The sequence below is a fragment of the Janthinobacterium breve genome, from assembly GCF_051380895.1.
Classification (GTDB): domain Bacteria; phylum Pseudomonadota; class Gammaproteobacteria; order Burkholderiales; family Burkholderiaceae_D; genus Janthinobacterium.
In genome coordinates this window covers 134077-159392 of sequence record NZ_JBNYXY010000007.1, presented here as the reverse complement: position 1 = coordinate 159392, position 25316 = coordinate 134077, and the positions used below count along the sequence as shown (strand labels likewise).

Genomic DNA, 25316 nt, shown 5'->3' with positions numbered 1-25316 from the left:
CCACAACTCACTGCCGCTCGCTACGGTTCTGTTCGGCGCTCTTGATTAGTCGTGTTATATGATTGCCATGTATTGCTCGATGGCATCATATTACAAGCAGAGGCCGTGTACTTAAATATTGCTGAACAGTTACACTTTTCCCATTTTTTGCACCGGCCGCGCCAGCACGAACACCAGCGCCGCCACCACGGCCGCCAGCCCGCCAGCCAGGTAGAGCACGCTGGCAAAGCCGTCGATGAAGGCGTGCCGGGCCGCTTCCTGCGCCACGGCCTGCAGGGCGGGCGGCAGCTGGCCGAAGGCCTCGGCCGCGTTGCCGGCCACGATGCGTCCTATCATCTCGGGCGAGGCCTTCAAGCCGTGCAGCCACGCCAGTTTCTCGAACGAGGCGGCCGTGCGCATGGCCAGCACGGCACCCAGCGCGCCCACGGCCAGCACGATGCCGACAAAACGCGTGGTGGTGCTGATGCCGGACCCCATGCCCGTGCGCTCGCGTGGAATGCAGGCGAGGATGGCTTTCTGGGTGGTGCCGTTGAGCAATCCCGCGCCCGCGCCCGTGACGACCATGCCGGCCGCCACTAGGCCGTACTGCAAACTGGCGGCGGCCAGCGCCGTGGCGACGTTGCCCACGGCGACGATCAGCAGCCCCGTCACCAGAATACCGCGGTCGTCCAGATGGCGCATGGCGCGCGGCGCCAGCCGGGACAGCACCACCATGGCGACGGCAAACGGCAACATGGCGCAGCCGGCAAGCACGGCGGAAAAGCCGAAGGCGTTCTGCAAATACAGGGGCAAAAACGTCATCATCACCTGGGCGGCGATGGCGTAGCCGAACATGCCCAGCACGGCGCCGACAAACACGCGCCGGCCAAACAGGGATAGATCGACCATGGGCGCGCTCTGGCGCCGTTCCGCCACCACGAACACGGCCAGCAGCGCCGCGCCCGCCAGGAAACGCAGCACGGTGGCATGGCTGGCCCAGCCCGCCACGCTGGCGTCGATCAAGCCCCAGATGATGCAAAACAGGCCGGCGGAAAACAGCGCCGCCCCCAGCGGGTCGAAACTGGCGTTGGAGGCATTTTTCGACTCGTCCACATGCTTGCTTACCAGCCACATCAGGATGGCGACGACGGGCAGGTTCAGATAGAAAATCCAGCGCCAGTTGATGGCGCTCGTGATCAGGCCGCCCAACAGTGGCGCCACCGTCATGGCCACGCCCATGGCCGCGCCCCACACGGACCAGGCGCGCGCCCTCTCCTTTTCCGCATGGAAAGTATGGCCGATGACGGCCAGCGCGGACGTCAGCAGCAGCGCTGCACCGAGGCCCTTGATGGCGCGCGCCACGTTGAGCACGAACGGCGTCAACGCCAGGCCGCACAGCAGGGAGGCCAGCGCGAACACGGCCAGGCCGAACAGCATGACCTTGCGCCGTCCCAGGCGGTCGGCGATGCTGCCGGCCGGCAGCAGGAACGAGGCGAACGCCAGCATGTAGGCGCTGACCACCCATTCCACGTCGACGAAGCTGGCGTTGAGCGAGCGGGCGATCGACGGCAGCGAGACGGCCACCACATTGGTATCGAGCATGATCAGCGCGCACACGCCCGAGCACGTATATAAGGTCCAGCTGGTATTCTTCATGTCTCGATTGTAAGCAGGCTTGTATTATTTCCTGTTATAAGATGAGCGCCTTATAATTCACCCATGGTGAATATAGTCAAAGACATGGAACTGCGGCATTTCCGCTGCGTGCTGGCCGTGGCGCACAGCCTGCATTTCGCGCGGGCCGCCGCCGAGCTGGGCATCTCGCCGCCCGCGCTGACCAAGCAGGTGCAGGAAACGGAAAGCTTGCTGGGCACGCGTTTGTTCCAGCGCAGCAAGCGCGCCGTGGCCCTGACGGCCGCCGGAGAGTTGTTCGTGCTGGAAGCGGCGCGCGCGCTGGCGCAACTGGCGCAGGCGCAGGACGTGGCCCGGCGGGCGGGTCGGGGCGAGCTGGGACGGCTGGAAATCGGCTACGTGGCTTCGGCCGCGTATTCCGGCGTGCTGCAAGACCAGTTCGCCCGCTTTCGCGCCAGCCACCCCGGCATCCATATCAGTGCGCGCGAACAGGCGATGGACGCCCTGCCCGGCTTGCTGGACCAGGGACGCGTGGACCTGGCCTTCGTGCGCCCGCCCCTGCACTTGCCGGATGGCATAGCCAGCGTGGTCTTGCTGCGCGACCGCTTTGTGCTGGCCGTGCAAGCGGACAGCGCCCTGGCCAGGATTGACGAGGCTGCGCCGGCCGCGCTGGCGCAGCAGGCGTTCATCGTGCCGGAACAGGAACTGGGAACATTGGAGGTGAGCCGGCGCGGCGGCTTTGCGGCGCAGGTGGTCTCGCGCCCGGGCAGCCTGGTGGCCGTGCTGACGGAAGTGTCGCTGGGCGTGGGCTGCGCCATCGTGCCCCACTCGGTGATGGCCAGCGTGCAATTGCCCGGTGTGGTATTCCGCGAACTGGAAGGCCCGCAAATCAGCTCGGAAATCGCCGTGGCCTTCCGCCGCCACGAACAGGCGCCCGCCGCGCGCGCCTTCATTGCCCAGCTGCGCACGGCGGCGCTGGCTTAAGCTCTGCTGCTGTTCAATACCGCCACGGCGTAGGTGCAAGCAGTCGCCGTTTCATTCTTGAACACGCAGTCGGCCGGCGGACCCAGCTCCAGGCAATCGCCCGCGTCCAGCACGTGGCGGGTATCGCCTTCGATGAAGACGAGGCTGCCGCTGAGTGACCAAATCAATTGCCGCCTCGCCACATAGGCGGCGGCAGGCATCGCCACCACGGCGCCCGGCGGCAAGCTAATATGCACGAGGTCGAGCGGCATGTCGGACGCCGGCGACACGTGCCGCCGCACATAGCCGCTCTGCGGATCGATCCACACGGGCTGGTCTGCCTGGCGCAGCAAGCGCCCTGCGCGCATCTCGGCGCGGGCGATCAGTTCGGACATGCTCAGGCCGAAGGCGCCCGACAGCCGCGCCAGCAAGGTGGCCGTGGGGCTGCAGTCGCCCCGCTCCACCTTGTGCACCATCGCGCGCGACACGCCAGAACGGGCCGCCAGGTCCGTCAGCGACCAGCCCAGGCTTTCCCGTTCGAGGCGCACTCTGGCGCCGATGCGCTGGTTCAATTCGTCTGGTTTAGTGGACATGTATCGGCTTCCATTGCGGATTCCATTCGGATTTTATTGGACAAGGCGCGGGCGGCAATCTATGATTTGTCCATTATAGTAGACGACTAGCAAGGAGTTCAACATGCACATACGCGATGCCCACGCGGCCGACATCGAAGCCATCACGGCCATCTACAACGATGCCGTCAGCAACACCCTGGCCATCTGGAATGAACGGACGGTCGATGCGGCCAACCGCGCCGCCTGGCTGGCTGACCGCGAGCGGGCCGGCTATCCGGTGCTGGTCGCCATCGATGCGCAGCAGAATGTGGCCGGCTACGCCTCGTTCGGCGACTGGCGCCCGTTCGAGGGTTTCCGCCATACGGTCGAGCATTCCGTGTATGTGCGCGCCGATAGCCGCGGCGCCGGCGTCGGCAAGGCTTTGATGGGGGAATTGATCTTGCGCGCGCGGGGCCTGGGCAAGCACGTCATGGTGGCGGGCATCGAAGCGGGCAATGCCGGTTCGATCGCCCTGCACAAACAGCTGGGCTTCGAGGAAGTGGGATTGATGCGCCAGGTGGGCACCAAGTTCGGCGCCTGGCTGGACCTGGCGTTTTTGCAACTGCAACTCGACACGCGCAGCGATCCGGACGGCATCACGCCGCCCGGATAAGGTCACGCAGGCCTCAGGGATCGGGGATCGGGCATCAGAGATCGCGCATCAGAGATCAATCTCCGGCGGCGGACGGCGCAGCGCCATATGTTCCCACACGGCCACCAGGACCAGCACGCAACTGGTGATGCAGGCCAGGGTCAAAGGCGAATACAAGCGGCCGTACGCCATCGGGATCAGCGCCAGGATGATCAAGATGCCCAGCAAATGCGACAGCGGCGGCGTGGCGCGGTCGTTGCTGACCCATTTGAACAGGGCATTGCCCAGCAGATACAGGATCGGGCCGCCCAGCAAGGCGCTGATGCCGGCGAAGCTCGCTTCATCCGGATGCACGAGTGCCAGCTCGTCGGCCACGGCGCTGACGATCACGCCGCCCACGATCAGCACGTGGATATAGGTGTAAGCCTTGCGCGCGATGCGGCCCGGGTCTTTCGAGTGGGCGATGCGGTGGTGGCCCGCTTCGGCGCCCGTGTCAAAGTAAATCCACCACATGGCGATGCTGCCGACCAGGGCCGACAGGAAACCCAGCCAGTTGCCGGGTGACCATTCCAGGCCCGCGAAGGTGGCGCCCGTCACCAGCAAGGATTCACCGAGGGCGATGATGACGAACAGGCCGCAGCGTTCGGCCATGTGGCTGCCATCGACATCCCAGTCGGCGATCGTCGAGCGGCCCAGGCCAGGCAGGCCGAACTGCATCCATGGACCGGCCAGGTCGATCAGCAGGGCCGCGCCCCACCAGAAGATGCGCTGGGATGGATCAGCGATGCCGCCGGCGATCCAGAAAATACCAGACAGCACGGCCCACAGGGCGATGCGCTGGAAATTGCGGCGGCGCGCCAGCGTTTCATGGCGCACGGCCCACCAGGCGAACAGGGGCCGGCCCACCTGCATGGCCACATAGGCGAGCGCAAAGCCCAGGCCCCGCGTGCCGAACGCTTCGGGTATCGAGGCCGACATGATCAGGCCGCCCAGCATCAGGGCAAACAGGCTGATGCGCACGGGAATGCGCTCGGGGTCGAGCCAGTTGGTGATCCACGACGTAAAGATCCACACCCACCAGACAGCCATCAACAGCAAGCCCGTCTGTAGCCAGCCCATGGCGCTCAGGTGCGCCAGCAAGCCATGCGACAGTTGTGTGACGGCAAACACGAACACCAGGTCGAAGAACAGCTCGATCATGCCCACCTTGCCACTGTCCTGCCCGCCGCGCGTGCGCAGCAGCGATTTTGTCAATTCCATCAATACTCTTTCATCGTCAATCCTGGCCGTGCTGGCGGTGCTGCCCATGGGCTGGCGGCTCAGGTGCGTTGTAAACGCCACCATAAAAAACCGGCCAGCAAGGCTGGCACGGCAAAAATTACTGCAAAAATCGGTAGTTCCTCGGCAACGGAATAGCCGGCCGTGAGTACGCCCACCGCCATGTTGATGCCGGCGCCTAGCAGCCACAAGGGAATGAAAGCCAATGCCGCGTGCGCCATCGCGCCCCTGCCCCGTCCCACCAGCAGGCACAGTGCCAGCAGCGCAAAACCCGCGCCCATCACCAGTATCGTATGCATAGCTGCTCCTTGATCCATGTAGAAATGCCACTACATGATGTTAATGCATTTCACGGGCGCCAGAAACGATTCGGTGTACGTGGCGGGCGGCTAGGTCTTTACCGGCGTGAGCAGGGGCAAGCCGGCGAAGTGCGCCGCCAGATTATCCACCACCAGTTGCCCCATCGCATGGCGCGTTTCCACGGTCAGGCTGCCCACGTGCGGCGTCAGCACCACGTTCGGCAAAGCGCGCAAGGCGGCCGGCACGCGCGGTTCGTCCGCAAACACGTCGAGGCCGGCCGCGCCCAGGTGGCCATCCTGCAAGGCGGCGATCAAAGCATCCTCGTCGATGAGGGCGCCACGGGCGATATTGATCAGGGTGCCTTGCGGGCCTAGCGCGTCGAGCACCTCGCGGTCGATGATCTTGCGCGTGGCCGGCGTGCCAGGCGCGCAGACGATCAGGTAATCGCATTGCTGCGCCAGGGCCAGCAGCGATTGCGCGCGCGGCACGCTAGTGTCGGCAATGGCGCGGGGCTGGAAGTAGCGCACCTGGACGCCGAAAACGGCCAGGCGCAGCGCGATGGCCTGGCCGATCTGGCCGAAACCGAAGATGCCGGCCGTCTTGCCGCGCAGGCTGGACGCGGGGGCGATCGCCTCGCGGCGTTCCCAGCCGCCATCGCGCACGAAACGGTCGAGTGCCACGATGTGCCGCGCGCTGGCCAGCAGCAGGCCCAGCGCCACGTCGGCCACATCATCGGTCAGCACGTTCGGCGTGGTGGTGACGGCGATGCCGCGCGCACGCGCTTCGTCGAGCGCCACGCCATCGAGACCCACGCCATTCACGGCGATGATTTCCAGCACGGGCAGCAAGGCCATGTCGGTCGCGTTCAAGCCCAGCGCGCCCGTCGTGACGACGGCGCGGATGGCCGGCGCGCGTGCGGCCAGCCAGGCATGGCGCTCGTCCGCCGGCACTTGCCAGGCGCGGTGACATGTGTATTGCTGGTCCAGTTGCGCGTTGACGGCAGCCGAGGGACTGGGGGCGAGGATGAGGAGTTCGGGTGGCATGGGCGTCCTGGGTCGTGTCACATGAATTGCAGACGCAACTTAGCATATTTGACGCCCAGCCGGGGGTGACTGCCCGGGAATTGCCGTGAAAACCATGCCCTTGATATGGTATTTAGCCCGAGCAAGGCACGCGTTTCACCTTGCCGCCCGTCCTGGCCGGGTCGGCGCCGGAGCCGGGGTTCTCGGCCATGCCATAGCAGGTGGCGCCGCCGGCACTGACGACGCGCGTGGCGGGCCGGCCATCGGCCGTCAGGTATTCCTCCACGCGAATGACGGGGCCGCCGCGCCAGGCGGAGGCGACCAGCTTCTGGAAGGTGCTTTCGCTTTTGAGTTCGGCGGCGGCCAGCCATGGCTGTTCTTGCCTGATTTCGCCGCGCAGGGCCTTGTCGGCGGCGCCCGCCGCCAGCCGGGCGCGCGTGCGCAAGTCTGCGTCAGACGGCGCCGTGGGCAATTCCTCGGCGGGTGCGGTAATCGCTTGCGCCGTCACGGCTGGCATGTCAGAAACGGCGGGCATGTCAGAAACGGCGGGCGGCGCAGTAGCGGGCGCGCGCGGCAGGGGAAGCGGCATCGGCATCGGCATCGGCAAGGCTATCGGTGGCGTCTGCGACAATGGCCGGGCCGGCAGCAAGGTCATGAAAGCCACTTCCGTGTATTGCTTGAGCTGCCGCGCCGGCAGCAGCAGGAAATACAGGCCCAGCGCGTGCATGGTCAGGATCAGCGCGACGGCCGAGCCTTTCAGGCTCAAGCCCCGCTGCATGCGCATGGAGACAGACTGTAGATGGCGGTGCAATGGCATGCGGTTTCCTGTGGGCGCCGGGCGCGGTGGCCCATTCTAGCGAAACTGAGCGACAAGCATTGATAAACCCGCAAGGTATCGTCTGGCGCGCCTTTTCCCGCCAGATTCCAGTGCCTGGCGCGCCAGGTGTTGTGCAAATGTCGACTTTTTTTCAACATTCTCACACTTTCCCACACATAGCCCCGCGCTGGAATATAATGATAATCATTCTCATTAATATCCCAACAACACCATGCGCACCTTCCGCCTCGCCCCTACCCCCTTCGCCCTGGCCGCCTTCCTGCTGGCCAGCACCGCCGCCCACGCCCAAACCACCCCCGTGGCGCCGGCCGGCGAGGCGCAAACCATGCCCACGGTGGTCGTGAATGCGTCGGCCGATGCCTCGGCGGAAGGCTTGTCAACAGCGTATGCCGGTGGCCAGGTGGCGCGCGGCGGGCGCTTGGGCATTCTCGGTGCCGTGGACATGATGGACACGCCATTCGGCAGCACCAGTTATACGCAGCAATTCATCGCCGACCAGCAAGCGCGCAGCGTGGGCGACTTGTTGCAAAGCGATCCGGCCGTGCGCATGTCGCGCGGTTACGGCAATTTCCAGGAAGTGTATGTGATCCGCGGCTTCGCCCTCGATTCCGATGACGTGGCGTATAACGGCCTGTACGGCGTGCTGCCCCGTCAATACGTATCGCCGGAACTGCTCGAGCGCGTGGAAGTGTTCCGTGGTGCCAGCGCCTTCCTGAACGGCGCGGCGCCGGGCGGCAGCGGCATCGGCGGCGCCATCAACCTGATGCCCAAACGCGCCGGCAACACGCCGCTGACGGAATTGACGGTGGGCGTGGAATCGGGCGGCCACGTCTACGCGGCCATCGACGTGGCGCGCCGCTTTGGCGACAACCAGGAATTCGGCGTGCGCGTGAACGCCGCCAAGCGCCAGGGCGAGACCAGTATCAAGCGCGAAGACCACGACGTGGGCATGTTCTCGGTGGGCCTCGACTATCGCGGCCGCGGCTATCGTCTGTCTGCCGATGCCGGCTACCAGAATTTCGACTTGACGTCGCCCCGTCCATCCGTCGGCATTGGCAGCGTGGCCGTGTTGCCTGGCGCGCCCGATGCCTCGAAGAACTTCGCCCAGCCCTGGAGCTATTCGAAGGAACACGATGTATTCGGCACGGCGCGCGCCGAAGTGGACCTCGCCAAGGATGTCGTGGCCTGGGCTGCGTTCGGCAGCCGCTCGACCAAGGAAGCCAACAGCCTGGCCGAGCCGTCATTGACCTCGGTTAATGGCGACGCCAATGTGTCGCGCTTCGATAATGCGCGCAAGCAGGAAATCCGCACGGGCGAACTGGGCATTCGCGGCAAGCTCACTACGGGCGCCGTCCGGCACACCCTGGTGGCCAGTTGGTCCGGTCACTGGAATGAAGCGAAGAACGCGTATGCCATCGGCGACGCATTTGCCACCAATATTTACGCGCCCGTCAATGTGGCCGCGCCGGCAACCCCTTATACGGGCGGCATCATGAGCGACCCGCGCGTGACCCAGAAAACCATCCTCAGCAGCTATGCCCTGGCCGACACCATGGCCTTCCTCGACGACAAGCTGCTGTTGACCGTGGGCCTGCGCCGCCAGCAGATCAAGGATGCCGGCTACGACTACAACACCTCGGTGCTGCAAGGAAAGGCCTATGACGAGAGCGCCACGACGCCCGTGGCAGGCATCGTCTTCAAGACCAGCAAGAACGTGTCGCTGTACGCCAACTACATCGAAGCGCTGGTCAAGGGACCGGCAGCCACGGGAACGTACATGGAAAACGGACAGAAGCTGAATGTCGAGAACATGGACGAAGTGTTTGCCCCGTACAAATCCAAGCAAAAGGAAATCGGCATCAAGTATGACGGCGGCAAGCTGGGCATGAGCGCCGCCCTGTTCACCACTGCCAAGCCCTTGCTGGCCGTGGTCGGCAAGCGGGCAGAACTGGCTGGCGAGCAGCGCAACCGTGGCCTGGAGTTGTCGATTTTCGGCACGCCGATGCAGGGCGTGCGCCTGCTGGGCGGCTTGACGTGGCTCGATGCGCAGCAAAGCAAGACCGACGTGGCCGCCAACAATGGCAAGCGCCCCATCGGCGCGCCTGAAACACAGGTGAGCGTGGGCGGCGAATGGGACGTGCCCGGCGCGCCAGGCTTGAGCCTGAACGCCCGCAGCATCTACACCTCGACGCAATATGCGGATCTGGCCAACACCAAGCAACTGCCATCGTGGACGCGCCTCGACATCGGCGCGCGCTACCTGACGCAAGTGGCGGGCCATGACGTGACCTTGCGCGCCCGCGTGGACAACGTGACGGACCGCAACTACTGGTCGTCGGCCGTGTCGTCCTTTAATATTGGCTCCCTGGTGCTGGCCGCGCCGCGCACCGTTGTCGTATCGGGCAGCGTGGCATTCTAAACAGATCGCCGCCAGTGGCGTCACGAAAGCTGTCCGATGAACGGGGCAGCTTTTTTTTCGCGTGCGCGCCTGTGCCGGCACGCCCGATTCGGCGACAATGCCCGCATGAAACGACTCCCTGCCCTGCTGCTCTTGCTCAGCCTATCCCTGCCGGCTGCTGCCCAAAAGCAAGCGGCCTGCCCCTACGCCGCCTGGAAAAGCGGTTTCAAGGGCGATGCGCGGGCGCAAGCCACGTGTTTATTGCGTCCCGTCAAGCTGTATGCGCGCCTGGGCGACAGCGCGCCGCTGCCGGATTTTCTCGGTGTCCACATCGGCCAGCGCACGGGCATCGCCCCGGCCCGCCTGCGCGCCTGGCTGGCCGGGCAATCGATCAGCGAAGCGGACGTGGGCGGCGCCGTCGACGCCCCCCTGTCGCGCGCCGTGGGCCGGTTGGCGGCGCCCATGGCGCGGTACTTCGTCATCCATGACACCAGTTACCCGAATTTCCTGGGGGAATCCATTCCTGCCCACATCAACGATGCCGGCTGGGACTTCAACGACTTTGCGCTGCGCAATCCGGCGCTGGGCGGCGGTCCGAAAGGCCATGTGTATGTGAACCGCCTGGGCGGCTCGCTGCAAGTGCGCGACTTTGGCACGCCCGGCTACGCCAGCAAGCTGGAAAAGGACAAGCCGTCGCTGACGGGCCTGTTCCTGCACGTGGAGCTGGTGCAGCCGCGCAACTCCGTACCGGGCGGCGGCAAGGGCAACGACGGCCTGGCGCCCGATCCGGGCTTTACGCCCGCCCAATACGACCGGCTAGCCCTGCTGTACCTCGCCGCCAGCGTGCGCAAGGGTACGTGGCTGATCCCCGCCTTCCACGCCGTGCTCGATACGGGCTATGCGAACGGTCATGATGATCCACAGAACTTTTCCCTGGACGAATGGTCAGCCTCGCTTTCCCGCCTGCAGGCGGCCTTGCGGCAGCCCGATACTGAACAATAATGCCGTTTCCCTGGCGGCGGATTCGGTGCATACTATTGAAAGCATAGCCATTCCTGTCAGGGAGTTCAGGTGAATATTGCCACAGATCATCAGGCGGATCGCCAGGCAGGCGTACGCCATCCACTGCAGCGCGCGCGGCGCCTCTTTGCCATGCGCGACGCCGTCCTCAGCGTCTGGGAACAGCGCGTGCGCGCCAGCGTGCAAGGCGCTGACCAGTTGCTGACACCCATCCTCACCAATACCCTGCCCGCCTTTTTCGATAACCTGGCCGAGGCGCTGACCCCGGGTCATCCGCGCGAAAACGCCACCAGCAACAGCAACGTTCCCGCCGTGCATGGCAATGAACGGGCGCGCATGACCAATTACGGGCCGGAACAGGTGATCCAGGAATACCAGATCTTCCGCGACTGCTTTGCCGCCGTCGCGCATGAGTCCGGCATCACCCTGCGCGGCAAGGATTGGCAGGTGCTCAACGAATCGATCGATGTGGGCATCCGCGAATCGATACGCGAATTTACCAGCATGCACGAAGGCTTCCGGCGCCGCATCGCGGCCGGCCTGTCGCACGACATGCGCAATCCCCTGGCCGTCATCAGTACCAGCGCCCAGTTGCTGCTCAGGCCAGCGGACCCGGAACGGGTGGTCTTGCTGGCGCACAAGATTGCCGAGCACAGCAAGCGACTCGACAGCATGATCGAGGAATTGCTCGATAGCCTCAGCTACCACCGGGGCCAGCGGCTGCCGCTGGCCCTGAGCCAGTTCGACGTGCTGCCCGTGGTGCACGCCGTGGCCGGCCAGGTCAACCTGCAACGGCCCGACAAATGCCAGGTCAGCGGGCAATCCGTCATTGGCTGGTGGTGCGAGAATTCGCTGCGGCGCGCGCTGGAGAACCTGCTCGACAACGCCATCAAGTATGGCGACGACGCCCCCTTCAGCGTGCACGTGGAAGCGGTCCTCGAACGCCTGATCATGACCGTCCACAATGGCGGCCGCGCCATCGCGCCGGAACAGGCCGAACGCATCTTCGACTACCTGCGCCGCGAGAACGACAACCGCGCGCCAGGTTGGGGCATTGGCTTGCCTTTCGTGCAAAACGTGGCCGAAAGCCACGGCGGCAGCATCGCCGTCGACAGCGCACCCGAAACGGGCACCAGCTTCATTTTCGATGTGCCCGTCGATTGTCGTCCCTTCGTCCAGCCCGCCGACATCCCCAAGAGTGACAGCTAGCGCACCAAATCGGTGCGAGGAACGGCGCGACGCCACAAAAGTGGTCATATTTACACATGTTCACGGCCGCCCTGTTGGCACGTTTCCTGCTGAGCTATACCTAGACACGGCTCAAGGGAAATCACAACATGGCAAATTTTTTCAATGAAATGACTGCGGATGAAGTGAGTACGGACAGCAAGGTACGTGAACACTATCGTGAATTTGACAACTGGCTGGCGCAGCAATCCCCCGAGACCATCGCCCGCAAGCGGGCCGAAGCCGACCTGACGTTTCGCCGCGTCGGCATCACCTTCGCCGTGTATGGCGACGATGCCGGCACGGAGCGCCTGATACCGTTCGACACCATCCCCCGCATCATCCCAGCCGCCGAATGGGCGCAGATGCAGACGGGCCTGGTGCAGCGCGTGCAAGCCTTGAACATGTTCATCCATGACATCTATCATGGGCAAAACATCATCAAGGCGGGCATCATTCCTGCCGAGCAAATCTACAAGAATGCCCAGTATCGCCCGGAAATGCAGGGCATTGCCGTCGCTTCCGACATTTACGCGCACATCGCCGGCGTCGATATCGTGCGCGCGGGCCAGGGCGAATTTTATGTACTGGAAGATAATTTAAGGGTGCCGTCAGGCGTGTCCTACATGCTGGAAGACCGCAAGATGATGATGCGGCTGTTCCCGGAATTGTTCGCCCGCAACCGCATCGCCCCCGTCGACCATTATCCGGACATGCTGCTCGACAATCTGCGCTCCGTCGCCCCCATGGGCGTGGATGACCCCACGGTCGTCGTCATGACGCCCGGCATGTACAACTCCGCCTACTTCGAACACGCCTTCCTGGCCCAGCAAATGGGCGTGGAACTGGTCGAAGGCAAGGATTTGTTTGTCAACGACAACTCTGTGTACATGCGCACCACGCGCGGACCCAAGCGCGTCGACGTGATTTACCGTCGCGTCGATGACGATTTCCTCGACCCGCTGGCCTTCCGCTCCGATTCCTCGCTGGGCGTGCCCGGCTTGCTGTCCGTGTATCGCGCTGGCCGGGTGACGTTGGCGAACGCCATCGGCACGGGCGTGGCCGACGACAAGTCGATCTACCCTTTCGTGCCCGACATGATCAAATTCTACCTGTCGCAAGAGCCGATTCTGAACAACGTACCCACCTATCAGTGCCGCAAAGGGGCCGATTTGTCCTACGTGCTGGCGAACCTGGCAAAACTGGTGGTCAAGGAAGTGCATGGCGCGGGCGGCTATGGCATGCTGGTGGGGCCGGCCTCGAGTGCCGCGCAGATCGAGGATTTCCGCCAGCGCCTGCTGGCCAATCCGGGCGGCTATATCGCCCAGCCCACCCTCGCCCTGTCCGCCTGCCCCACGTATGTCGAGGCCGGCATCGCGCCGCGCCATATCGATTTGCGCCCGTTCGTGTTGTCCGGCAAGACGATTTCCATGGTGCCCGGCGGCCTGACCCGCGTGGCCTTGGGCGAAGGCTCGCTGGTGGTCAACTCATCGCAAGGGGGCGGCACCAAGGATACCTGGGTACTCGAAGCCATTCCCGCTTTTGCAGGAGAAAAAACATGCTGAGCCGCACTGCCGATCATTTGTTCTGGATGGCCCGCTACACGGAGCGGGCGGAAAACACGGCGCGCATGCTCGACGTCAACATGCAAACCTCGATGCTGCCCCAGTCCGAGCAGGACGCCGAGCAGGGCTGGCGCGCCACCCTGGGCATTTCCGAGTTGCAAAGCGCGTATGACCATAAATATGGCCGCTTCCACACGCGCGACGTGCTCGACTTCATGGTGCGCGACCCGAACAACCCGTCGTCCATCCTGGCCTGCCTGACGGGCGCGCGCGAAAATGCCCGCGCCGTGCGGGGGACCTTGACGACCGAAGTGTGGGAAATCCAGAACGCCACCTGGCTCGACATGCAGAAGCGTTTGAAAAGCAATTTGCTGGAAACGGACCCCAGCCAGTTCTTCGAGTGGGTCAAATACCGCTCGCACCTGTCGCGCGGCGTGACCCTGGGCACCATGCTCAAGGATGAAGCCATCCACTTCATCCGCCTGGGCACCTTCCTGGAGCGGGCCGACAACACGGCGCGCATCCTCGACGTGAAGTTCCACGGCGCGCGCGACACGTCGAAAGACATCACACAGCGCGATTTTTACTACTGGGCGGCGCTGCTGCGCTCCGTTTCCGGCTTTGAAATCTACCGCAAGGTCTACCGCGACGTGATCACCCCGGCGCGGGTGGCGGAATTGCTGATGCTGCGCGGCGACATGCCGCGTTCCCTGCTGGCCTGCATGGATGACGTGGTGGAAAACCTCAAGCATATCCGCAACGATGTGTCGGCCGATACGGAACGGTTCGCCGGTAAATTGCATGCCGAGTTAAAATTTGGCCATATCGACGACATCATGAAGGCTGGCTTGCACCATACATTGACGCAATTTCTGGAAAACATCTATGACCTGGGCAACCGAGTCAGCCGCGACTTCCTCGTTCCCTTGGCGGCCTGATGCAGCTCACCATCCGCCACGAAACTCATTACGCCTACAGTGCGCCGCTGGCCTACACCATCCAGCAGCTGCACCTGACGCCGCGTATCGAACCGCAGCAGCGCGCCCTGTCCTGGCAAATCACCACGCCGGGCCGGTGCCACGCCTACACGGATGCCTACGGCAATCTGTCGCACATGCTGACCATCAGTGGCAGCCATCAGTCGCTGAGCCTGGTGGCGCATGGCGTGGTGGAAACCATCTATCCGCACAAGGGACGGCTGAACCTGGTCGACACCCTGTCACCGCTATTGTTTACCATGCCGACGGCCCTGACGCAGGCCAACCCCGCCATCCTGGAACTGGCGGCCGCCAGCCTGCCCGACCAGCGCGTGACGGCGGGCACGGGCCATTTGCTGCGCCTGGCCGAGCACATCGTCGGCAAGGTGGCCTATGAAAGCGGCGCCACCATGGTCACCACCACGGCTGGCGACGCCCTGGCCCTGGGGCGCGGCGTGTGCCAGGACCACGCGCACCTGTTTTTGGCTTGCTGCCACGCCTGGGGCATCCCCGCCCGCTATGTGTCCGGCTATATCGATCCGGGCACGACGGGCCATGCGGCCAGCCATGCCTGGGTCGACGCCTGGACGGAAGACACGGATTTCGCGGGCTGGGTCAGCATCGACGTCACGCATGCGCGGCTGATGACGGATGCGTACTGCCGCCTGGCCATCGGGCGCGACTACGATTCGGCGGCGCCCGTGCGCGGCGTGCGCCAGGGTGGCGGCACGGAAACTTTGCGCGTCGATGTGCAGATCGTGCCCGTATAGTGGCAAGAATGAGGCTGGCCGGGCCTTGCCAGCAGGTGGCACGGCCCGGCTGGTGTAGAATGCTTCCCCTTTTGACTTGATTTACGACGATGACTTATTGCATAGGCATGCGCCTGAACGAAGGCCTGGTCTTCCTGTCCGACTCCCGCACCAACGCCGGCGTGGACCAGGTGGGCACCTTCCGCAAGATGAGCGTGTTCGAGAACCCGGGCGACCGCATGCTGGTCCTGATGACGGCCGGCAACCTGTCGATCTCGCAGGCGATCCGCCAGATCGTCTCCGAACACGTGGATGCGGATGGCCGCAGCATCTGGAACGTGGCCAGCATGTACGACGCGGCGCGCATCGTGGGTGACGCCGTGCGCACCGTGCACCAGCGCGAAGCGAAAGCCCTGGCCGAGTGCGGCATCGATTTCAATGTCAGCATCATTTTAGGTGGCCAGATAGGCGCCGAGCGCTGCCGATTGTTCCAGGTGTATTCAGCCGGCAATTTCATCGAATCGCACGATGAAAACACGTATTTCCAGATCGGCGAAGCCAAGTACGGCAAGCCCATCATCGACCGGGTCATCAACCCGGGCACGCGCCTGGACGAAGCGGCCAAGTGCGCGCTCATTTCCATGGATTCGACCCTGCGCTCGAATATTTCCGTCGGCTTGCCGCTCGATTTGCTCGTCTACGAGACGGGCAGCCTGGCCGTCACGCGCTTCGTCACCATCGATGAAAAGAACCAGTATTTCCGCATGATCCGCGACACCTGGGGTGAGCAATTGAAACATGTGTTCGAAGGCATCGTCGATCCCGTGTGGAATGCGGCGCCGGAAACCACCACGAACGTATTGTCGTCGGCCAACATGCACAGCAAGCCCGTGCGCGTGGCCATTCCCGAGCACGTGAGCCGTGGCGGCCTGACTGTGGCGCCCCTGCAATCGCTGGCGCAGCAGTCCGGCAACGACAAGCAGCATTGATCTGCCGCGCACAGCCTGCGCGCGGTGCTGGACATATCGCTTTGCGCGTGCTTTTATGGCGATGGGTTGACATTTAATCCAGATTGACCTGAAAGGCAGGTGGCGCATGGACTTGATCACTTCCGCCGTCGTGGCGGCCATCGGGCATGGCGCGCCCGGGCATGCACCCGAGGCCGTCGCCAGCCATTTTCGAAGGCTCATGCAGGCCATCGCCAAGTTCGACAGTGCCGCCACCATCCTGGACGCCATCGCCGCGCTGGAAGCGGCGCCCGACCATCCCCAGCTGCAACTGGCCCTGTCGGCGGCCCTGGCTGCGGCCAAGGTGCCGGACGACATGGAAACCCTGTTTGCCGCGCAAGGCTTGCTTGATGCGCTGCAACGGCCTCTTCCCCAGCTCCCCGAAGTGGAAACCGTCCCCGTGCCGGCCGATAAAAGCGCCGTCGTGTCGAACTATGCGGTGGTCAAAGTGTATTTCGCCACGGACCGCCAGCGCGACGTGGGCAAGCCGCCAGCGCAGCGCTTCAGCGGCGAACGCAGCATAACGGGCGGCAACGGCGGCGGCGATGGCCCGCTCAGCTATGGCAGCTGCGACATCAGCATCCCCCGCGACCACCGCATGGGCCAGCTGGAATCGCCGTCGCTGTGGCGCCTGGAATTTCGCGACGACCCGGCCAAGCACGTGGTGCTGCTGTCTGCCGAGGTGCAGGAGCGCGACAACTTCTTTGCGGCATTAAAGATGCAAATACGCGCCTCGGCCGCCAAGAGTGCCTTTGTCTTTGTGCATGGCTACAACGTGAGTTTCGAGGATGCGGCGCGGCGCACGGGACAGATGGCCTACGACCTGGGCTTTGACGGCGCGCCCGTCTTCTACAGCTGGCCCTCGCGGGGCGACCTGGCCAGCTACACCATCGATGAAAACAATATCGAGTGGAGCACGCCCCATATCACGGCCTTCCTGGCCGACTTTCTCGCCAGCACCGAGGCGGCGCAAGTGTATCTGGTGGGACACAGCATGGGCAGTCGCGGGCTGGCGCGCGCCGTGGCCGACTTGCTGGCCGCGCAGCCGCAGCTGGCGCAAAAGATCACGGAAATCATCCTGGCCGCACCCGACATCGACGCGGCTGTCTTCAGGCACGATATCGCACCGAAACTGGCTGGCGCGCGCAACCCCGTCACTTTATATGCCTCGTCGCAAGATCTGGCCCTGGCCGCCTCGAAAGCCGTGCACGGCTACCCGCGCGCGGGCGACAGCGGCGCCGGCATGCTGATCGTGGCGGGCGTGGAAACCATCGATGCCACGGGCGTGGACACGAGCTTCATGAAACATAGCTATTTTGCGGAAAAACGCTCGGCCCTGTCCGACATGTTCTATCTGATACGCAGCCAGGCGCGCGCCGACCAGCGCTTTCTCGACCCCGTCGATACGGTGGCCGGCCGCTATTGGACGTTCAAACCGTGACGCGGCTTCATGCTTGTGAGCACGCATGCTAAGATACGGCCCATAGGGTGGCAACGGGCACGGCGATGACGCCGCCAGCCGATCCCCCGCAAGCAGGCCATATCATGTTGACATCATCTTCTACACCGCAAGCCGAATCGCTGATCCGCAACACCAACGCCCGCGTCACCAAAACGCGCGTGAAGGTGCTCGACTTTTTAATGGTGCAAAGCCGTTCGCTGACCCACCATGAAATCCAGCAGGCGCTGTCGCAGGACAGCGATATCGATTCCGTCACCCTGTACCGGGTGCTGGAATGGCTGACGGAAAATGAACTGGTGCACCGCATCGCGGGCGTTGACCAGGTGTGGCGCTTCAGCGCGGGCGCCGGCCACCAGGCGCACGAACACGCGCATTTCCAGTGCACCAAGTGCGCGAACGTCACCTGCTTCAATGAAGTCAAGCTGCCTCCGCCCGTGCTCTTGCCGGAAGGTTTCAGCGGCGGCGAAGTCGATTATTTGATCAAGGGCCTGTGCCCGCGCTGCAAATAAGCTCCCGAAACTTCACCTGAAGACATCACTTGAGAAGCAAGGCCAGGTGATGCTCGTCATAGAACAGCTCACCGACACGCATCGAGCGCGGCTCCGTGCCATACGCGATAAATCCCAGCGATTCATACAGTTGCCTCGCGGCATTGTTTTCCGCATTCACGCTCAGGTGCACTTGCATGACGGCAGGGTCTGTCTCGGCCTGTTCGATGCAGGCGTTCACGAGACGCCGCGCCACGCCCTTGCCCCGCTGCTGCACATCGACGAAGACGCCCCATAGCAAGGCCTTGTGCCACAGCTGGCGCAAGGGTTCGCGCCGCAAGCCGGCAAAGCCCACCAGGCGTTCGCCATCGAAGGCGCCAAAGCTGCGCTGCAGGGCGCCGCCCGCGATGCGCTGCGCGTGTTCCGCGGGCGTGCGCGCCAGTTCATCGTCGCGCGACGAGGAAAACGAGCTGGGCGAGTCGGCGATGGCGCGCAGGCGCAGTGCGCAAAAGGCGGCGGTGTCTGCTGGCGTCAGCAGGCGGATGAGAATATCGGATGCGGGCATGGGAGGACTCGGCAGTTTTTTCCCATTATACCCACGCCCTTCCCTCACGCACGCACGCGGCGCAAGCCATGCAGGGTCCAGCCGTACAGGGCCGCCATCAGCAATACCATGGCCGCGCCCAGCGCCGCCATCCAGCTTTCCGGCAGCGACCATGCAGGCTCCAGTTTGCCGGCGGCCATGCAGGCGGCCATGGCCACGCAGATGGCGACGATGGGCCAGCCCAGGCGGCGCCGGAAGGCGCGCACGATATCCACCTGGCCGGTGCGCATGACCTTTGCCGTGACCCAGCCATCGAACGTGTCCGTCACGCCCATGCCCACGGCAAACACCGTCCCCGTCAGCAAGGCCGGCCCCATGCCGCCCAGCGCGACAGCCGCATAACCCCAGGCGGCCGCCTGCAGGGCCGTGTCGAAGACCAGCGCGAACAGCATGCCGACGAGGATGGCGCCGAGCGGCCCGGAAACGCCCCGCAGCCAGCCTGGCATCAGCTGGCCGCGCACTTCGGCCAGTTGCGCGCCGGCCAGCAAGCTGCGCGCATTCATGCCGGCGATGAGCAGCAGCAAGGCGATGGGCAGCCATTCCAGCCAGCCGAACAGGTTTGGCGATGGCGTAAATTGCCGCGAGGCCAGCGCCGCCACGGCCACGATGGCCAGCACGCAGATGCCATGCCCCAGCGCAAACAGCGCGCCCATCCACGGCGTCCAGCGCGGATGGGCGGACTGGCTGCGCAGTGTCAGGCCATCGACGGCGGCCAGGTGGTCCGGTTCCAAACCATGCCGCATGCCGAGCAGAAAGATCAGCGCCAGGGCGGGCAAGCCCGCTTCCACGCTCATGCGGCCACCTCGGCCGGACTGTCCACCTTGGCAATGCAGCGGTCCAGGCCCCGCGTCAGCATTTCCTGCGGCAAGTCGCGGCCGATGAAGATGATCTTGCTGGCGCGCGTCTCGCCGTCGCGCCACGGCGCGCCCAGTTCCGAGCCCATCAGCATGTGCACGCCCTGGAAAACGGCGCGGCATGGCAAGTCGGCAACGTACAAAATGCCCTTGTAGCGCATGAGCTGGGTGCCAAACAGCTGCACCACGGCATCGAGAAAGTTTTCCACCTGCAGCAAATCGAGGGGCTGGGACTGGTGGTACACGAACGATTGCACGCCGTCGCCATGACGGTGGCCCAGTTCCCCCAGGAAATCTGGCTCCAGCTCGACGATGGCGTTCAGGTTGAAACCGCGGATATTCAGGATATCGCGCAAGGGCACATTGCCAAAGCGCACTTTCTGCAGGCTGGCGCGGCCATTCATGGCGATCAGCCGCTGGCGCAGCGCGGCCAGCTCGTCCTTGCTGACCAGGTCCGTCTTCGACAGCAGGATGCGGTCGGCAAAGCCCACCTGCTCCTGCGCTTCCCTGTGCTCGGTCAGTTGCTGCTGCGCATGGCGCGCGTCCACCACCGTCAAGATGGCGTCCAGCAGATAGAATTCGCTAACTGACGGCTCCGCAAAGAAGGTTTGCGCCACGGGGCCAGGCGCGGCCAGGCCCGTCGTTTCGATGATCACGTGGTCAAACGCGATGGTTCCCGCTTCGCGCTTGGCGTGCAGCTCGCCCAGGATGCGGATCAGGTCGCCGCGCACGCTGCAGCAGATGCAGCCATTGTTCATTTCCACGATCTGCTCGTCGCTGTCCTGCACCAGCAAGCCATGGTCGATGCTTTCGGCGGCGAATTCATTTTCGATCACGGCGATGCGCACGCCGTGATCACCCTGCAATATGCGCTTGAGCAAGGTGGTTTTCCCGCTGCCGAGAAAACCCGTGATGATGGTGACGGGGATCAGTTCTGTCATATTTCTTTCCTAACGATGGTTAATCTTCGAGTTCTTCCATGCATTGCCACTGGGGAAACGGGTCGGGCAGCTTGCGCCAGGCGGCCATGCCCTGGCGCGTTTCCGTATAGTTAAGTTGACATTTTTTCAAGTCCGCTTCGATGGCGGCCTGGTCCATGTCCTGGCCGATGAAGACGAGTTCCTGGTAGCGGTCGCCATATGTTTCGTTCCACCCCGCTTTCATTTCCGCCAGGGAGGCCGCATCCGTGGGCCAGCGCTCCTTGGGCACGGACGCCCACCACAAGCCCACGGGTTCGATATTCATCAGCTTGCCCGCGCCGGACAGGCTGGCCACCCATTCGGGGCGGCTGGCCAGCCAAAAGTAGCCCTTGCTGCGCATCACGCCCGGTATCGGCTGGGAAATATAGTCGTGCAAGCGCTGCGCGTGGAACGGTTCCTTGGCCCGGTAGACGAAGCTGGCGATGCCATACGTTTCCGTCTCCGGCGTGTGGATGCCGGCCAACTCTTGCGCCCAGCCCGGCATGGCGGCCGCCTGTTCCAGGTTGAACAGATTGGTGCCCAGAATGGCGTCGAGCGGCACGACGGACTCGTTGGTTTCGATGATTCGCGCGCCGGGATTGAGGGCCTTGATGACGGCCAGCACGCGCCGGCGCTCGGCCGCCTCCACCATGTCAACCTTGTTGAGGACGATGACATTGGCAAACTCGATCTGTTCCGTGAGCAAGTTGGCCAGTTGCCGGTCGTCGCCCTCGCCCGCGATCTCGCCGCGCTGCTCCAGGCTGTCTTCGCTGTGGAAGTCCGCCAGCAGGTTGGCGCAGTCGACCACGGTGACCATGCAGTCGATGCGGGCGACATCGTTCAAGCTGTCGCCGTGCTCATCCTCGAAGTCGAAGGTGGCAGCCACGGGCATCGGTTCGCTCACGCCCGTCGATTCGATCAGCAAATAATCGAAGCGGTCCTCAAAGGCCAGGCGCCGCACTTCCAGCAGCAAATCGTCGCGCAAGGTGCAGCAGATGCAGCCGTTGGACATTTCCACCAGTTTTTCCTCCGTGCGCGACAGGGCCGCGCCGGCCGCCTCGGCGCTGTCTTTGACGAGCGAGGCGTCGATATTGACTTCGCTCATGTCGTTGACGATGACGGCCACGCGCTTGCCTTCGCGGTTACGCAGTATGTGATTTAGCAAGGTGGTCTTGCCGGCACCAAGAAAGCCGGACAGGACGGTGACGGGGAGTTTGCGCTGGGACATGGGGATTCCTTCGGCTAGCTGAGTTGCTGGGTTGGCGATGGTCGCATTAATGCAAATGAATTGCGTTTTTGAATTATAATGCAACTACCTTGCATTTACGCAGCAATCTTTGCCTGCCACCTTGAAAAGAGAGCCGTGCGCCACCTCGCTGCCATGCCGGGCCATGACGTGCCCGACGTGCTAGAGTGGAACTTTGCCCGTCAAGCCATCGACGCAAGCGCATGCTGGCTGGACGTGTAAATTTTCACAATCACCAAGGAAACGATGTTCTTACGCAGCTCCACAACGCTTCTTGCCTTACTTATGTTGATGATGGGCAGTGCCATTGCGGCAGACATAAAAAAGCCGATCAAGCACTATCTTTACTTCAATCATCGCGAACTGAACGGGGAAAACATTAGCTCGGATAAAGCCTTAAGCGATCCCCGCTTCAGCGGCGCGCAAATCGTGTACACATGGCGCAGCCTGGAGCCGGAACAGGACCGTTATGATTTTTCGGCGATCCGCCACGACATCGCCTATCTCGATTCACTCGGGAAAAAACTGTGGATACAACTGCAGGAAAAATCCTTTACGCCGCGCCATAATGTGCCGGCCTATTTGCTCAGTGATCCCCTGTATCAGGGCGGCATCATCAAACAAAGCATGCTTTCGGCGCCGGAACGCGACCCGCGCAAGCCGGTGACCGATGATGAATACGGCTGGTCGCCAAAGATGTGGGAAGCACCGGTACGCGAGCGCTATCAACGCTTGATACGGGCGCTGGGCAAGGAGTTCGACGGGAAAATCGAGGGCATTAATTTCAGCGAAAGTTCGATCGACATCGGCGTCGAGGATAGCAAGGGAAATACGATTTTCCCCGATGATTTCCAGCCACAACAGTATGTCGATGCCATCGAGGAAAACATGCGGGTGCTGGCCGGCGCCTTTCCCCATACCACCACCATGGTGTATTTGAATTTTTTGCCGGGCGAATGGCTGCCGTGGACCGACAAGGGCTATATGCGCAGCCTGTTTGCGCAAGCGCAAACGCTGCGTATGGGGGTGGGCGGTCCTGACCTGATGCCGTATCGGAAAAGCCATATGGGCCAGAGTTACGGCTTTATCAAGGACTATCCTGCGAACCTGGTCAAGGGCATGGCCGTACAGGACGGCAACCTACGCCAGATCAATCCCCGTACCAAGCAAAAAAATTCAGTCGAGGATTTGCTCAATTTTGCCCGCAATTACCTGGGCCTGGACTATATTTTCTGGGTAGAAGATGAACCTTACTTTAGCAATGAAGTGCTGAAAAAACTGCCGGCGCATTGAGACCGACTTACCCATGGCGCGCCAGCGTGGCGCCATGCGCCCTGCCACGCTGTCATGGTGGCGTCATATCCCCGCGTTACAGTCGCGTCCTTTGAATCTTTCCGAGGGCGGTAATGAAAACAAATTGGGTCATGCTGGCGGCGCTGGCAAGTGTGGGCTTGGTCGGCTGCAACGGCGGTTCGACGACGGCGCAGGTCATTCCCGAAGGCACGACGGTCAGCGTGGCATTGCTGGAAACCACCGATATCCACTCGAACGTCTTGAGTTATAACTATTACGCGCTGGCCGAAGATACCAGCCTGGGCCTGGAGCGCACCTCCACACTGATCCAGGCGGCGCGCGCGGAAAACCCGAACAATGTGCTGCTCGACGATGGCGACGTCATCCAAGGCACCTTGCTGGCCGACTTGCAAGCCGTGGCCGCGCCCGTGCCCTGCTCCGGCACGCTGGCCGTGCACAAGGCCATGAACGCGCTGAAATACGATGCGGGCGGCATGGGCAACCATGAATTCAACTATGGACTGGCCTACCTGAGCCAGATCACCAACACGGATTTCGGCATTCCGGGCGTGGCCAAGCCGACGGGTACCTGCGGCGCGCCCACTTTCCCTTCCGTACTGAGCAATGTCGTCGGCGTGGCCAGCGGCAAGCCCATCTTCCAGCCCTACACCCTGCTGCCCCGCGATTTCGCCGCCACGGCGCCCGATGGCAGCAAGCTGAGCGTGAAGATCAATGTGGGCGTACTGAGCTTTGTGCCGCCGCAAATCCTCGAATGGGATCAGAAAGTGCTCGCCGGCAAGATCAGCGTGACGGGTGTGCAGGAAGCGGCCAAGCAATATGTGCCGGAACTGCGCAACAAGGGCGCCGACCTCGTCGTGGCCCTGTCGCATGGCGGCCTGGACACCAGCGCCTACAGCCCGAAGATGGAAAACGGCAGCTATCACTTGACCAGCACGGGCATCGACGCGCTGATGATCGGCCATTCGCACTTGATCTTCCCGAAAGGCAAGGAAGACGGCGCGGCCGCGCTGGACGCCTCGTTCGCCGCGTTTCCGGCCAGCGCCAAGATCGACGCCGAAAAGGGCTTCGTGAATGGCGTGCCGACGGTCATGGCGCAAAGCTGGGGCCGCCGCCTGGGCATCATCAAGCTGACGATGGTGTATCAGGGCGGCCGGTGGGTGGTGCAGCCGGCCAAGACGACGGTGGAATCGCGCGGCTTCAAGTACACGGATGGCAAGACCCTGGTGAAAGCCGACCCGGCCATCGCGCCGTTGGTGGCCACCGAACACGCTGCCACCATCGCCTACGCCAAGCAGCCGCTGGGCATCAGCACGGATTTCGAGATGTCCGCCTACTTCGCGCTGGTGGGCGACGTGAGCGCCATCCAGCTGGTGAACCAGGCACAGCTCGACTACGTGAAGAACTTCATCGCCACCAGCACGGATGCGACCTTGTCCAGTTACAAGAATATCCCCGTCATCTCGTGCAGCGCGCCGTTCAAGGCGGGCCGCAACGGGCCATCGGACTTCACGGACGTGGCAGCGGGCGCGACGCCTGCCGCGCCAATCGGCTTGCAGGTGCGCAATCCGGGCGACTTGTATTTGTATAGCAATAACAACCTGCAAGCCGTGAAGATCAAGGGCGCGGACTTGAAGGCCTGGCTGGAAACGTCGGCCAAGCAGTTCAATCAGATCGACCCAGCCAGTACTGCCGAGCAAGACCTGGTGCCATCGTATGGCACGATCTACAACTATGACGTGTTCTACGCGGAAAACAATGCGCTGACGTACCAGATCGACGTGACGAAAAAGCCGGGTAGCCGCATCGTCAATCTCACGTACAAGGGCGCACCTGTCGCCGATGGCGATGATTTCATCGTTGCTACCAACGACTACCGCGCCGGCGGCGGCGGCGCCGTGCCTGGCATCGATGGCAGCAAGACCATCATCAAGTCGCCCGATGCGAACCAGGCCGTGGTCAGCAACTACCTGGCATCGCTCAGTACCAAGGGCGGCAAGGTGACCCTGGCCAACAATGGCAGCGCGCGCAGCTGGAGCTTTGTCAGGACGGCCACGGCCGGTCCCGTGATCCTGCGCTCGGCGCCGGGCCATCTGGCGCTGGCGCAAGGCAGCGGCATTGCCAACGTGGCGGCCGAAGGCGGGCTCGACGCGAGCGGTTTCGCCAAATACCGCATCGACCTGAGCAAGTAAGGTCCATGGGCCGGGACTGCGGTGGTTCCGGCCCGTTTT

The 25316-nt window shown here is 63.3% G+C and carries 23 protein-coding genes; 13 read left to right on the top strand and 10 right to left on the bottom strand.

Annotation, left to right across the window (positions count from 1 at the left end):
* Positions 1–129: 129 nt before the first annotated feature.
* Positions 130–1635, bottom strand: coding sequence for an MFS transporter (locus tag ACQ4W0_RS15155; RefSeq protein WP_436577469.1), 1506 nt, complete (start codon positions 1633–1635; stop codon positions 130–132).
* Between the two features lie 63 nt (positions 1636–1698).
* Between ACQ4W0_RS15155 and ACQ4W0_RS15150 the strand changes: the two genes are divergently transcribed.
* Complete coding sequence (locus ACQ4W0_RS15150; protein WP_436577468.1) at positions 1699–2595, top strand: LysR family transcriptional regulator; 897 nt, start codon at positions 1699–1701, stop codon at positions 2593–2595.
* On the opposite strand, the gene ACQ4W0_RS15145 is transcribed toward ACQ4W0_RS15150, so the two are convergent.
* On the bottom strand, positions 2592–3167 hold the full coding sequence (locus tag ACQ4W0_RS15145; protein ID WP_436577467.1) for a helix-turn-helix domain-containing protein: 576 nt from the start codon (positions 3165–3167) through the stop codon (positions 2592–2594). The two genes, ACQ4W0_RS15150 and ACQ4W0_RS15145, sit on opposite strands and share 4 nt — an antisense overlap.
* Before the next feature lie 103 nt (positions 3168–3270).
* Between ACQ4W0_RS15145 and ACQ4W0_RS15140 the strand changes: the two genes are divergently transcribed.
* Entirely contained in the window at positions 3271–3801 is a 531-nt protein-coding gene (locus ACQ4W0_RS15140) for a GNAT family N-acetyltransferase (RefSeq protein WP_436577466.1), read from the top strand.
* Between the two features lie 48 nt (positions 3802–3849).
* Here the strand turns inward: ACQ4W0_RS15140 and ACQ4W0_RS15135 are convergent, their stop codons facing one another.
* The 4 genes from ACQ4W0_RS15135 to ACQ4W0_RS15120 all read right to left on the bottom strand — a co-directional run bounded on the left by ACQ4W0_RS15135 (position 3850) and on the right by ACQ4W0_RS15120 (position 7197).
* Complete coding sequence (locus tag ACQ4W0_RS15135; RefSeq protein WP_436577706.1) at positions 3850–5034, bottom strand: low temperature requirement protein A; 1185 nt, start codon at positions 5032–5034, stop codon at positions 3850–3852.
* Between the two features lie 65 nt (positions 5035–5099).
* Entirely contained in the window at positions 5100–5357 is a 258-nt protein-coding gene (locus ACQ4W0_RS15130) for a hypothetical protein (protein ID WP_436577465.1), read from the bottom strand.
* 90 nt (positions 5358–5447) lie between these two features.
* Positions 5448–6401, bottom strand: coding sequence for a 2-hydroxyacid dehydrogenase (locus tag ACQ4W0_RS15125; protein WP_436577464.1), 954 nt, complete (start codon positions 6399–6401; stop codon positions 5448–5450).
* 112 nt (positions 6402–6513) lie between these two features.
* Positions 6514–7197, bottom strand: a complete 684-nt coding sequence (locus ACQ4W0_RS15120; protein ID WP_436577463.1) for a hypothetical protein — start codon at positions 7195–7197, stop codon at positions 6514–6516.
* Between the two features lie 232 nt (positions 7198–7429).
* Between ACQ4W0_RS15120 and ACQ4W0_RS15115 the strand changes: the two genes are divergently transcribed.
* From ACQ4W0_RS15115 to ACQ4W0_RS15075, 9 genes are all read left to right on the top strand, one after another.
* Positions 7430–9637 (top strand): TonB-dependent receptor, encoded by a 2208-nt coding sequence (locus tag ACQ4W0_RS15115; protein WP_436577462.1) that lies wholly within the window; start codon positions 7430–7432, stop codon positions 9635–9637.
* A 105-nt stretch (positions 9638–9742) separates the two neighbouring features.
* The gene (locus ACQ4W0_RS15110; protein WP_436577461.1) at positions 9743–10618 is read left to right on the top strand and encodes a hypothetical protein; all 876 of its coding nucleotides are present in this window, start codon (positions 9743–9745) and stop codon (positions 10616–10618) included.
* A 69-nt stretch (positions 10619–10687) separates the two neighbouring features.
* Positions 10688–11845: a sensor histidine kinase gene (locus tag ACQ4W0_RS15105; protein WP_436577460.1), complete on the top strand. Its 1158-nt coding sequence runs from the start codon at positions 10688–10690 to the stop codon at positions 11843–11845.
* A 128-nt stretch (positions 11846–11973) separates the two neighbouring features.
* Positions 11974–13428, top strand: a complete 1455-nt coding sequence (locus tag ACQ4W0_RS15100) for a circularly permuted type 2 ATP-grasp protein (protein WP_436577459.1) — start codon at positions 11974–11976, stop codon at positions 13426–13428.
* Positions 13422–14366, top strand: coding sequence for an alpha-E domain-containing protein (locus tag ACQ4W0_RS15095; RefSeq protein WP_436577458.1), 945 nt, complete (start codon positions 13422–13424; stop codon positions 14364–14366). The genes ACQ4W0_RS15100 and ACQ4W0_RS15095 overlap by 7 nt, the downstream gene beginning before the upstream one ends.
* Positions 14366–15175, top strand: coding sequence for a transglutaminase family protein (locus ACQ4W0_RS15090; protein WP_436577457.1), 810 nt, complete (start codon positions 14366–14368; stop codon positions 15173–15175). The genes ACQ4W0_RS15095 and ACQ4W0_RS15090 overlap by 1 nt, the downstream gene beginning before the upstream one ends.
* An 89-nt stretch (positions 15176–15264) precedes the next feature.
* Positions 15265–16143 carry a proteasome-type protease gene (locus tag ACQ4W0_RS15085; protein WP_436577456.1) on the top strand — a complete coding sequence of 293 codons (879 nt, stop codon included), beginning with the start codon at positions 15265–15267 and terminating at the stop codon, positions 16141–16143.
* Between the two features lie 106 nt (positions 16144–16249).
* Complete coding sequence (locus ACQ4W0_RS15080; protein ID WP_436577455.1) at positions 16250–17602, top strand: alpha/beta hydrolase; 1353 nt, start codon at positions 16250–16252, stop codon at positions 17600–17602.
* A 104-nt stretch (positions 17603–17706) separates the two neighbouring features.
* Positions 17707–18132, top strand: coding sequence for a Fur family transcriptional regulator (locus tag ACQ4W0_RS15075; RefSeq protein WP_436577454.1), 426 nt, complete (start codon positions 17707–17709; stop codon positions 18130–18132).
* Positions 18133–18157: 25 nt separating this feature from the next.
* Here the strand turns inward: ACQ4W0_RS15075 and ACQ4W0_RS15070 are convergent, their stop codons facing one another.
* The 4 genes from ACQ4W0_RS15070 to zigA are packed head-to-tail and all read right to left on the bottom strand — an operon-like array spanning position 18158 to position 21756.
* Positions 18158–18676 (bottom strand): GNAT family N-acetyltransferase, encoded by a 519-nt coding sequence (locus tag ACQ4W0_RS15070; protein WP_436577453.1) that lies wholly within the window; start codon positions 18674–18676, stop codon positions 18158–18160.
* Between the two features lie 44 nt (positions 18677–18720).
* Complete coding sequence (locus ACQ4W0_RS15065) at positions 18721–19509, bottom strand: HoxN/HupN/NixA family nickel/cobalt transporter (RefSeq protein ID WP_436577452.1); 789 nt, start codon at positions 19507–19509, stop codon at positions 18721–18723.
* Positions 19506–20510 carry a CobW family GTP-binding protein gene (locus ACQ4W0_RS15060; protein WP_436577451.1) on the bottom strand — a complete coding sequence of 335 codons (1005 nt, stop codon included), beginning with the start codon at positions 20508–20510 and terminating at the stop codon, positions 19506–19508. The genes ACQ4W0_RS15065 and ACQ4W0_RS15060 overlap by 4 nt, the downstream gene beginning before the upstream one ends.
* A gap of 19 nt (positions 20511–20529) precedes the next feature.
* On the bottom strand, positions 20530–21756 hold the full coding sequence (gene zigA, locus ACQ4W0_RS15055) for a zinc metallochaperone GTPase ZigA (RefSeq protein WP_436577450.1): 1227 nt from the start codon (positions 21754–21756) through the stop codon (positions 20530–20532).
* A 264-nt stretch (positions 21757–22020) separates the two neighbouring features.
* Here zigA and ACQ4W0_RS15050 point away from each other — a divergent pair, with 264 nt between their 5' ends.
* Both ACQ4W0_RS15050 and ACQ4W0_RS15045 read left to right on the top strand, forming a co-directional pair.
* A complete protein-coding gene (locus ACQ4W0_RS15050; protein WP_436577449.1) occupies positions 22021–23067 on the top strand; it encodes a hypothetical protein in 1047 nt (348 codons plus the stop codon).
* A gap of 113 nt (positions 23068–23180) precedes the next feature.
* The gene (locus ACQ4W0_RS15045; protein ID WP_436577448.1) at positions 23181–25277 is read left to right on the top strand and encodes a bifunctional 2',3'-cyclic-nucleotide 2'-phosphodiesterase/3'-nucleotidase; all 2097 of its coding nucleotides are present in this window, start codon (positions 23181–23183) and stop codon (positions 25275–25277) included.
* Positions 25278–25316 lie beyond the last annotated feature (39 nt).

Bases quoted from the DNA above. Each gene is read 5' to 3' on its own strand.
- ACQ4W0_RS15110 (WP_436577461.1), top strand. From the start codon at position 9,743: ATGAAACGACTCCCTGCCCTGCTGCTCTTGCTCAGCCTATCCCTGCCG.
- ACQ4W0_RS15130 (WP_436577465.1), bottom strand. From the start codon at position 5,357: ATGCATACGATACTGGTGATGGGCGCGGGTTTTGCGCTGCTGGCACTG.
- ACQ4W0_RS15080 (WP_436577455.1), top strand. From the start codon at position 16,250: ATGGACTTGATCACTTCCGCCGTCGTGGCGGCCATCGGGCATGGCGCG.
- zigA (WP_436577450.1), bottom strand. From the start codon at position 21,756: ATGTCCCAGCGCAAACTCCCCGTCACCGTCCTGTCCGGCTTTCTTGGT.
- ACQ4W0_RS15085 (WP_436577456.1), top strand. From the start codon at position 15,265: ATGACTTATTGCATAGGCATGCGCCTGAACGAAGGCCTGGTCTTCCTG.
- ACQ4W0_RS15050 (WP_436577449.1), top strand. From the start codon at position 22,021: ATGTTCTTACGCAGCTCCACAACGCTTCTTGCCTTACTTATGTTGATG.
- ACQ4W0_RS15045 (WP_436577448.1), top strand. From the start codon at position 23,181: ATGAAAACAAATTGGGTCATGCTGGCGGCGCTGGCAAGTGTGGGCTTG.
- ACQ4W0_RS15120 (WP_436577463.1), bottom strand. From the start codon at position 7,197: ATGCCATTGCACCGCCATCTACAGTCTGTCTCCATGCGCATGCAGCGG.
- ACQ4W0_RS15090 (WP_436577457.1), top strand. From the start codon at position 14,366: ATGCAGCTCACCATCCGCCACGAAACTCATTACGCCTACAGTGCGCCG.
- ACQ4W0_RS15065 (WP_436577452.1), bottom strand. From the start codon at position 19,509: ATGAGCGTGGAAGCGGGCTTGCCCGCCCTGGCGCTGATCTTTCTGCTC.
- ACQ4W0_RS15095 (WP_436577458.1), top strand. From the start codon at position 13,422: ATGCTGAGCCGCACTGCCGATCATTTGTTCTGGATGGCCCGCTACACG.
- ACQ4W0_RS15150 (WP_436577468.1), top strand. From the start codon at position 1,699: ATGGTGAATATAGTCAAAGACATGGAACTGCGGCATTTCCGCTGCGTG.
- ACQ4W0_RS15145 (WP_436577467.1), bottom strand. From the start codon at position 3,167: ATGTCCACTAAACCAGACGAATTGAACCAGCGCATCGGCGCCAGAGTG.
- ACQ4W0_RS15060 (WP_436577451.1), bottom strand. From the start codon at position 20,510: ATGACAGAACTGATCCCCGTCACCATCATCACGGGTTTTCTCGGCAGC.
- ACQ4W0_RS15125 (WP_436577464.1), bottom strand. From the start codon at position 6,401: ATGCCACCCGAACTCCTCATCCTCGCCCCCAGTCCCTCGGCTGCCGTC.
- ACQ4W0_RS15115 (WP_436577462.1), top strand. From the start codon at position 7,430: ATGCGCACCTTCCGCCTCGCCCCTACCCCCTTCGCCCTGGCCGCCTTC.
- ACQ4W0_RS15075 (WP_436577454.1), top strand. From the start codon at position 17,707: ATGTTGACATCATCTTCTACACCGCAAGCCGAATCGCTGATCCGCAAC.
- ACQ4W0_RS15100 (WP_436577459.1), top strand. From the start codon at position 11,974: ATGGCAAATTTTTTCAATGAAATGACTGCGGATGAAGTGAGTACGGAC.
- ACQ4W0_RS15140 (WP_436577466.1), top strand. From the start codon at position 3,271: ATGCACATACGCGATGCCCACGCGGCCGACATCGAAGCCATCACGGCC.
- ACQ4W0_RS15155 (WP_436577469.1), bottom strand. From the start codon at position 1,635: ATGAAGAATACCAGCTGGACCTTATATACGTGCTCGGGCGTGTGCGCG.
- ACQ4W0_RS15070 (WP_436577453.1), bottom strand. From the start codon at position 18,676: ATGCCCGCATCCGATATTCTCATCCGCCTGCTGACGCCAGCAGACACC.